Annotated in this window: 8 protein-coding genes; 7 read left to right on the top strand and 1 reads right to left on the bottom strand. The window is 62.7% G+C overall.

What is annotated here, in order from left to right:
• Positions 1-136: SDR family NAD(P)-dependent oxidoreductase (locus tag ACOZKU_RS11595; RefSeq protein WP_421579004.1), on the bottom strand; the 136-nt coding region annotated here is incomplete at its 3' end.
• Between the two features lie 140 nt (positions 137-276).
• Between ACOZKU_RS11595 and ACOZKU_RS11590 the strand changes: the two genes are divergently transcribed.
• The 7 genes from ACOZKU_RS11590 to ACOZKU_RS11560 all read left to right on the top strand — a co-directional run bounded on the left by ACOZKU_RS11590 (position 277) and on the right by ACOZKU_RS11560 (position 8,675).
• Entirely contained in the window at positions 277-1,005 is a 729-nt protein-coding gene (locus tag ACOZKU_RS11590; protein WP_421578997.1) for a class I SAM-dependent methyltransferase, read from the top strand.
• 230 nt (positions 1,006-1,235) lie between these two features.
• Positions 1,236-1,691 (top strand): GFA family protein, encoded by a 456-nt coding sequence (locus tag ACOZKU_RS11585; protein WP_421578996.1) that lies wholly within the window; start codon positions 1,236-1,238, stop codon positions 1,689-1,691.
• Between the two features lie 36 nt (positions 1,692-1,727).
• Complete coding sequence (locus ACOZKU_RS11580; protein WP_421578995.1) at positions 1,728-2,918, top strand: glycine C-acetyltransferase; 1,191 nt, start codon at positions 1,728-1,730, stop codon at positions 2,916-2,918.
• Positions 2,919-2,948: 30 nt separating this feature from the next.
• Positions 2,949-3,986, top strand: coding sequence for an L-threonine 3-dehydrogenase (gene tdh / locus ACOZKU_RS11575; RefSeq protein ID WP_314085293.1), 1,038 nt, complete (start codon positions 2,949-2,951; stop codon positions 3,984-3,986).
• Between the two features lie 68 nt (positions 3,987-4,054).
• Positions 4,055-4,402: a GFA family protein gene (locus tag ACOZKU_RS11570; RefSeq protein ID WP_314085291.1), complete on the top strand. Its 348-nt coding sequence runs from the start codon at positions 4,055-4,057 to the stop codon at positions 4,400-4,402.
• 436 nt (positions 4,403-4,838) lie between these two features.
• Positions 4,839-6,890 (top strand): RNA polymerase sigma factor RpoD, encoded by a 2,052-nt coding sequence (rpoD, locus tag ACOZKU_RS11565; protein ID WP_117366676.1) that lies wholly within the window; start codon positions 4,839-4,841, stop codon positions 6,888-6,890.
• A 78-nt stretch (positions 6,891-6,968) separates the two neighbouring features.
• On the top strand, positions 6,969-8,675 hold the full coding sequence (locus ACOZKU_RS11560; RefSeq protein WP_421578994.1) for an alpha/beta hydrolase: 1,707 nt from the start codon (positions 6,969-6,971) through the stop codon (positions 8,673-8,675).

Here is an 8,675-nt window from a genome sequence, read left to right as displayed (position 1 = left end):
CGCCCGTCCGGCCCGTCACGACAACATGGCCGCCGGCCTCCGCCAAGGCCTTGGCGATCTCGAAACCGAGACCGCGTGCGCCGCCGGTGACCAGCGCCACGCGGCCCTTCTGGGAAAACCTGTCGAGTATCGCCATCGTCCGCATCCTTTTCGTGGGTGCCACCGGATAGCCAGGAGGCGTTCCTGTCAACCCCGCAGGGTGGCCGGCCAGAAAGTACGACTTTGCCGGTGGGCGGAACGGGGGTATGTCGCAGCCTGAAAGAAAGGGAGTGTCCGATGGCCCAGAATATCTACGATCAGCCCGCCTTCTTCGAGGGCTACAGCAGCCTTCCCCGGTCCGTGCGCGGCCTTGCCGGTGCGGCGGAATGGCCGTCGGTGCGTGCCCTGCTGCCGGATTTGAAGGGCAGGCGCATCGTCGATCTCGGCTGCGGCTTCGGCTGGTTCGCGCGCTATGCGGCGGAGGCGGGCGCGGCTGATGTGCTCGGTCTCGACCTTTCGGAAAACATGATCGCGCGCGCCCGGGCCGAAACGCAATCGCCGGCCGTGCGTTACGAGATTGCCGATCTCGACCGGCTGGACCTGCCGGAAGGCGGTTTCGACTTCGCCTATTCCTCGCTCGCCTTTCACTATATCGCGGATTTCGACCGGCTCATCCGCACCATCCATGCGGCCCTCGTACCGGGTGCGCCCTTCGTCTTCACCATCGAGCACCCGCTTTACATGGCGCCGTCGGCGCCGGATTGGGTCGAGGTCAGCGGGCGCACGGTCTGGCCGGTGGATGGCTATCTGGTCGAGGGGTCGCGCACGACGGACTGGCTCGCCAAAGGCGTCGTCAAGCATCACCGAATGCTCGGCACGACACTGAATGCGCTGATCGCCGCCGATTTTACGATTCGCCATGTCGAGGAATGGCGGCCGAGCGAAGCGCAGCTTGCCGCGCATCCGGAATGGCAGATCGAGCTCAACCGCCCGATGTTCCTGCTGATCGCCTGCGAGCGGAGCTGAAAGTTCGGAAAGGCAGGCGGCGGCCCTTTACGCCGGCTTCTGCTGCGCTAGAGTTTGTCGGGAAAAGTGGGAACCGGTTTTCCCGAAAAGACAAACGGAAACAAAAGAATCTAGACCATCTCCGGTTCAATCCGAACCGGAGATGGTCTAGAACTATCACCGTGGAGCCATTCGCCGGCATTGAGATCCAAAAAGACAGGCCGGCATCAATCGGAAGGGGAGCCGAGCCCATGCATCGACCGAAACTGCCGCTCAATGGCATATGCCGTTGCGGGCGCCTGAAAATCCGCATCAGCGCGCCGCCGCTCATCACCATGGCCTGCCATTGCACCGGCTGCCAACGCATGTCCGGCAGCGCCTATTCCTTGAGCGCGGCCATTCCGACGGAAGGTTTTGCCGTCATCGAGGGCGAGCGGGTCGTGGCCGGTGCGAGCCCGGAGGCGGGGCATCATTTCTGCCCTCATTGCATGACCTGGATGTTTACCCGGCCGCAGGGTATCGATTTCTTCGTCAATGTGCGACCGACCATGCTGGAGGAGACCAGCTGGTACAGCCCCTTCATCGAGACCTATACAAGCGAGAAACTCGCCTGGGCGGCCACGCCTGCCGAACACAGCTACGAGAAATTCCCGGCCATGGAGGATTTCGAGCCGTTGCTGTCCGCCTATGCCCAGCGCACGGCCTGAAGCTTTCGATCCCTCCGCAATCTGCGAGTGCCCGCCATGACCTCCGCTTTCATCACCCATCTGCAATCCGAAATCGACGGCCTGAAATCATCCGGCCTCTATAAATCGGAGCGTGTCATCACCTCCAAGCAGGCCGGCGAGATCGCGGTGGCCTCGGGCGAACGGGTGCTGAATTTCTGCGCCAACAACTATCTCGGCCTCGCCGACAATGCGGAACTGGCCGAAGCCGGCAAGGCGGCGCTGGAGCGCTATGGCTACGGCATGGCCTCCGTGCGCTTCATCTGCGGCACGCAGGAAGAGCATAAGCAGCTCGAGGCGCGCATCTCGTCCTTCCTCGGGCTGGAAGATACGATCCTCTATTCCTCCTGCTTCGATGCAAACGGCGGTCTCTTCGAGACGCTGCTCGGCGAGGAGGACGCCATCATCTCCGACGCGCTGAACCATGCCTCGATCATCGACGGTGTCAGGCTCTCTAAGGCGAAGCGCTTCCGCTATGCCAACAACGACATGGCGGCGCTGGAGGAGGAATTGAAGAAGGCCGAGGGCGCGCGCTTCAAGATGATCGCGACCGACGGCGTCTTCTCGATGGACGGCATCATCGCCAATCTCGGCGGCGTCTGCGACCTTGCCGAAAAATACGGCGCGATGGTCATGGTCGATGACAGCCATGCCGTGGGCTTCGTCGGAAAGCATGGCCGCGGCTCGGCCGAACATTGCGGCGTCGAGGGCCGTGTCGATATCATCACCGGCACGCTCGGCAAGGCGCTCGGCGGCGCCTCGGGCGGCTACACGTCCGGCAAGCGCGAGGTGGTCGAATGGCTGCGCCAGCGCTCGCGGCCCTATCTGTTTTCCAACACGCTCGCCCCGGTCATCGCCGCAGCTTCATTGAAGGTCTTCGACCTGATCGACAATGGTGATGCATTGCGCCGGCGGCTCTATGCCAATGCCGATCTGTTTCGCAGCGAGATGACGAAGCTCGGCTTCACGCTGGCGGGGGAGGGGCACCCGATCATTCCCGTGATGCTCGGCGATGCGACGCTCGCGCAGGACATGGCGAGCCGCATGCTGGCCAGGGGCGTCTATGTCATCGGCTTCTCCTTCCCCGTCGTGCCGCGCGGCCAGGCGCGCATCCGCACCCAGATGTCGGCGGCGCACAGCAAGGCGGATGTTCGCAAAGCGATAGACGTCTTTGCTGAAGTCGGACGTGAACTGGGCGTGATTGCCTGAGTCTTCTGAATCCCTTGCGGAGGTTTTGTCATGTCGAACATGATGCGCGCGCTGGTTAAGGCAAAACCCGAAGTCGGGCTTTGGATGGAAAATGTGCCGGTGCCGGAGGTCGGCCCGAACGACGTGCTGATCCGGGTCAAGAAATCGGCAATCTGCGGCACGGACGTACATATCTGGAACTGGGACCAGTGGGCGCAGAAGACCATTCCGGTGCCGATGGTCGTCGGCCATGAATTCGTCGGCGAGATCGCCGAGGTCGGCTCGTCGGTCACCAAGTACAAGGTCGGCGAACGCGTCTCGGGCGAGGGGCATATCGTCTGCGGCAAGTGCCGCAACTGCCGCGCCGGGCGTGGGCACCTCTGCCACTACACCAAGGGCGTCGGCGTCAACCGGCCGGGCTCCTTCGGCGAGTTCGTCTGCATTCCCGAATACAATGTCGTGCCGATCCCCGATGACGTGCCGGACGAGGTGGCGGCGATCTTCGACCCGTTCGGCAACGCCGTGCACACCGCGCTCTCCTTCGATCTCGTCGGCGAGGACGTGCTCGTCACCGGCGCGGGGCCGATCGGCATCATGGGCGCGATGGTGGCCAAACGCTCCGGCGCGCGCAAGGTCGTCATCACCGATATCAACCCCATCCGGCTTGATCTCGCCCGCAAGGTCGGCATCGACTATGTCGTCGATGCCTCCAGCCAGGACCTGAAGGATGTCATGAACGAGATCGGCATGACCGAGGGCTTCGATGTCGGCCTCGAAATGTCCGGCGCACCGCCTGCCTTTCGCTCGATGATCGACACGATGAACAACGGCGGCAAGATCGCCATTCTCGGCATCGCGCCCGATGGCTTCGGCATCGACTGGAACAAGGTGATCTTCAAGATGCTGACGCTGAAGGGCATCTACGGCCGGGAAATGTTCGAGACCTGGTACAAGATGATCGCCTTCGTGCAGGGCGGGCTCGATCTGTCGCCGATCATCACCCACCGCATCGGGATAAACGACTTCCGGGACGGCTTCGAGGCGATGCGCTCGGGCAATTCCGGCAAGGTCGTCATGGATTGGAATTGACGCTCGGCGTGCAAAAATGCGCCGCGATTGTGCGGTAAACGCCATGCGCGAAGAAACGGGAGGACTGCATGAAGTACGAAGGAAGCTGCCATTGCGGAAACGTCGCCTTCGAGGTGGAGGGCGAATTCGACAGCGGGCTCGACTGCAACTGCTCCCTCTGCCGGCGGCGCGGCGGGCTGCTCGCCTTCGTGCCGGCGGAAAACCTCAAGCTGACTACACCGAAGGAGAACGTCTCGACCTACACGTTCAACCGCCATGTCATCCAGCACCACTTCTGTGCCAAGTGCGGGATTGCGCCCTACGGCGAGGGGTCCGATCCCAAGGGAAACAAGATGGCGGCGGTCAATCTGCGCTGCATTCCGGCGATCGATCTTGAGACATTGACGATCAACAAGGTGGACGGGCGGTCGTTCTGAACGGCTGCTTTAAACCTTGGCGTGCGAATCGCATCGTGGATGGGTGTACTGAGCGAGCCAGGAACGGCTCTTGCCTTTTTACGATTTACACCTACATGAAGGCTCAATCGCCCGGATCCGCCGACTTTCATGTTCGCGAACCCGAATCGGAGCCTTTTGCGGCTTTTTTGCCGGAAAAGCTTGACGTAACCGAAAATTCTGGGAATCACCATTGTTGGCTGAGAAGGAATGGGTACGGCGGATCGGGAAGTCATGTCAATTGTGTCGCCTTGGCGACACGTCCACAAGCCGGCGGGCCGGGCTGTGGTTAATCAGGATTTAATTGTCAATCCGTTAGGTCAGGAGCGCCGAGAGGCGATTGCGCATGCCGAAGGGCGCTCGGCTGCGGAAACCCTGACCGCTTGAAAACTGGATGCTCAAGAAAGCGACGAAATAAATGGCGACAAAGGTCAAAGAGAACGAGGAAGTCGAAAACGAACGCGAAGGCGCATCCGACGGCCCTCTTCTCGATCTTTCCGATGATGCCGTCAAGAAGATGATCAAGGCCGCCAAGAAGCGCGGCTATGTGACCATGGACGAGCTGAATTCGGTTCTGCCGTCCGAGGAAGTGACCTCGGAGCAGATCGAGGACACGATGGCCATGCTCTCCGACATGGGCATCAACGTCATCGAGGACGAGGACGCCGAAGAGGCGGCCCCGGGCGAAGACGACGGCGGCGACGACGACAACGAGAGCGAAGGCGGCGAGCTTGCCCCTTCCAGCGGCACCGCGCTTGCGACCGCCAAGAAGAAAGAGCCGACCGACCGCACGGACGATCCGGTGCGCATGTATCTGCGCGAGATGGGCTCGGTGGAGCTTTTGTCGCGCGAGGGCGAAATCGCCATCGCCAAGCGCATCGAAGCCGGCCGCGAGACGATGATCGCCGGCCTCTGTGAGAGCCCGCTGACGTTCCAGGCCATCATCATCTGGCGCGACGAACTCAACGAAGGCCAGACCCTGCTGCGCGAGATCATCGACCTCGAGACGACCTATTCCGGTCCCGAGGCGAAGGCTGCCCCGCAGTTCCAGAGCCCGGAAAAGATCGAGGCCGACCGCAAGGCGGCCGAAGAGAAGGAAAAGAACCGCCGGCCGCGCGCCGCCAACGACGACGACATCACCAATGTCGGCGGCGAAGGCCTGCCGCCGGAGGAAGAGGAAGAGGACGACGACGAGTCGAACCTCTCGCTCGCCGCCATGGAAGCGGAACTGCGTCCGCAGGTCATGGAGACGCTCGACACGATCGCCGAGACCTACAAGAAGCTGCGCAAGCTGCAGGACCAGCAGGTGGAAGCCCGTCTGCAGGCCACCGGCACACTGTCGCCCGCCCAGGAGCGCCGCTACAAGGAGCTCAAGGACGAGTTGATCACGGCTGTCAAGTCGCTGTCGCTCAACCAGAACCGCGTCGACAGCCTCGTCGAGCAGCTCTACGACATCTCCAAGCGCCTGATGCAGAACGAGGGCCGCCTGCTGCGTCTCGCTGAGAGCTACGGCGTGAAGCGTGATTCGTTCCTGGAGCAGTATTCCGGTGCGGAGCTCGATCCGAACTGGATGAAGTCGATCGCCAATCTGGCTGCCCGCGGCTGGAAGGAATTCGCCAAGAGCGAAAATACGACGATCCGCGACATTCGCCAGGAGATCCAGAACCTCGCCACGGAAACCGGCATTTCGATTGCCGAATTCCGCCGCATCGTCTCGATGGTGCAGAAGGGCGAGCGCGAAGCGCGCATTGCCAAGAAGGAGATGGTGGAAGCCAACCTCCGTCTCGTGATCTCGATTGCCAAGAAGTACACCAACCGTGGCCTTCAGTTCCTCGATCTCATCCAGGAAGGCAATATCGGCCTCATGAAGGCGGTCGACAAGTTCGAGTATCGCCGCGGCTACAAGTTCTCCACCTACGCGACGTGGTGGATCCGTCAGGCGATCACCCGCTCGATCGCCGACCAGGCCCGCACGATCCGCATCCCGGTGCACATGATCGAGACGATCAACAAGATCGTCCGCACCTCGCGCCAGATGCTGCACGAGATCGGCCGCGAGCCGACCCCGGAAGAACTGGCCGAGAAGCTCGCCATGCCGCTCGAAAAGGTCCGCAAGGTCCTCAAGATCGCCAAGGAGCCGATCTCGCTGGAAACGCCCGTCGGCGACGAAGAAGACAGCCACCTGGGCGACTTTATCGAGGACAAGAACGCGCTTCTGCCGATCGACGCCGCCATCCAGGCGAACCTGCGTGAGACGACGACCCGCGTTCTGGCTTCGCTCACGCCGCGCGAAGAGCGCGTGCTGCGCATGCGTTTTGGCATCGGCATGAACACCGACCATACGCTCGAAGAAGTCGGCCAGCAGTTCTCGGTGACCCGCGAACGTATCCGTCAGATCGAAGCGAAGGCGCTGCGCAAGCTGAAGCACCCGAGTCGTTCGCGCAAACTGCGTTCGTTCCTCGACAGCTGAGCGATCCGCCGCTAGGAAAACAGCCCCGCACCGAAAGGCCGCGGGGCTTTTCTTTGCCTGCGCGATGAAAGCGCGTGCATGTTGCGTCTGCCAGGATGCCGTGCAAGGTTCGCCTATCGATGCGAAAGGGAGGTCGGTTTGCGGGATTGGGTCTGGCGTTTCCTTCTCTCCTTCTCGGCGACCGGTCTCGTGCTCGGCACGCTGTTCTTTGCGGCATCGCTGACGCCGAGCCTCCTGCCGCGTACCTATATCACCCAGGGCCTGCTCTCCGGTGTCGCCATGGCCTGCGGTTACGGTCTTGGCGTGCTGTTATCGCTCCTGTGGTTCTGGCTGGAGCTGCCGGAGCCGAAGGACCGGGTGCGGCTCGGATTGAAAGCGGCGGCGGGTGGTGTCTGTGGTGTCGTCGTGCTGGTCTTCCTGTGGCGCACGGCCGAATGGCAGAACTCCATCCGCACGCTGATGAAGCTGCCGCCGATCGAGACCGCGCATCCCCTCTATGTCGGCCTGATCGCGCTTGCCGTCTTCACGGTTTTCATCGGCCTTGGCCGTTTCTTCACGCTGCTGGTCAAGCTCTTTGCCAGCACATCGCGCCGGGCAGCGCCGCGCAGGCTCTCCTATGTCATCGGCACGGCACTGGCGGCGACGCTGTTCTGGACCTTGGCGGATGGCCTCCTGATGCGCTTCGTGCTGCACACGGCCGATTCCTCCTTCCGCCGCCTCGACCAGGTGATCGAGCCCGACACCGCCGAACCCACCGATCCCAGGAAATCCGGCAGCGCCGCCTCGCTGGTGCGCTGGGACGCGCTTGGCCGCATGGGCCGCTCCTATGTGGCAAGCGGGCCGAGCGCCAAGGACATCGCCGATTTCACCGGCAAGCCGGCGCTGGAGCCGCTGCGCGTCTATGCCGGCCTCAATGCCGGCGAGACGCCGGAGGAACGGGCGAAGATCGCGTTGGAAGAACTGATCCGCGTCGGCGGCTTCGAGCGCTCGACGCTCATCGTCATCATGCCGACGGGCACCGGCTGGGTCGATCCCGAGGGCATCGATACGGTCGAGTACCTGCACCACGGCGATATCGCCAGCGTCGCCATCCAGTATTCCTATCTGGCGAGCTGGCTCTCGCTGCTCGCCGAGCCGGATTATGGCGCGGAGGCCGCGCGCGCGCTGTTCCACGCCGTCTACGGCCACTGGACGAGCCTGCCGAAGGAAAGCCGGCCCAAACTCTACCTTTACGGCCTCAGCCTCGGCGCCTTGTCCTCGGAGCAATCGGCGGAATTGTTCGAGGTGATCGGCGATCCCTATCAAGGCGCCCTCTGGGCCGGCCCGCCATTCCCAAGCCGTATCTGGCGCAAGATGACAGCGGACCGCAATCCCGGCACGCCGGCCTGGCTTCCGCGCTTCCGCGACGGTTCTTATGTGCGTTTCACCAGCCAGCGCAATGCGTTGCCGGAAGCGGGCGACCATTGGGGGCCGATGCGCGTCGTCTATCTGCAATATGCCAGCGATCCGATCGTCTTCTACGATCCCTACGCTTTCTATCGCCAGCCCGCCTGGATGGCCGCGCCGCGCGGGCCGGATGTCTCGCCGGATTTCCAGTGGTATCCCGTCGTCACCTTCCTCCAGCTAACGCTCGATCTCGCCATGGCGACGACGACGCCCATGGGGCTCGGCCATGTCTATGCCGGCGAGCACTATGTCGAGCCGTGGATCGCGGTGACCGGCGTGACGGACTGGAGCGCTGCGGATATCGCGCGGCTGAAGGAGAAGTTTCGCGCGGGGCGGTGA

The organism is Shinella sp. M31 (genome assembly GCF_049199205.1).
GTDB lineage: Bacteria > Pseudomonadota > Alphaproteobacteria > Rhizobiales > Rhizobiaceae > Shinella.
This window is presented reverse-complemented; position numbering and strand designations above follow the sequence as displayed.

Excerpts from the sequence above, each read along its gene's own strand:
- rpoD (WP_117366676.1), top strand. The coding sequence starts at position 4,839 with ATGGCGACAAAGGTCAAAGAGAACGAGGAAGTCGAAAACGAACGCGAA.
- tdh (WP_314085293.1), top strand. The coding sequence starts at position 2,949 with ATGTCGAACATGATGCGCGCGCTGGTTAAGGCAAAACCCGAAGTCGGG.
- ACOZKU_RS11585 (WP_421578996.1), top strand. The coding sequence starts at position 1,236 with ATGCATCGACCGAAACTGCCGCTCAATGGCATATGCCGTTGCGGGCGC.
- ACOZKU_RS11570 (WP_314085291.1), top strand. The coding sequence starts at position 4,055 with ATGAAGTACGAAGGAAGCTGCCATTGCGGAAACGTCGCCTTCGAGGTG.
- ACOZKU_RS11560 (WP_421578994.1), top strand. The coding sequence starts at position 6,969 with ATGTTGCGTCTGCCAGGATGCCGTGCAAGGTTCGCCTATCGATGCGAA.
- ACOZKU_RS11580 (WP_421578995.1), top strand. The coding sequence starts at position 1,728 with ATGACCTCCGCTTTCATCACCCATCTGCAATCCGAAATCGACGGCCTG.
- ACOZKU_RS11590 (WP_421578997.1), top strand. The coding sequence starts at position 277 with ATGGCCCAGAATATCTACGATCAGCCCGCCTTCTTCGAGGGCTACAGC.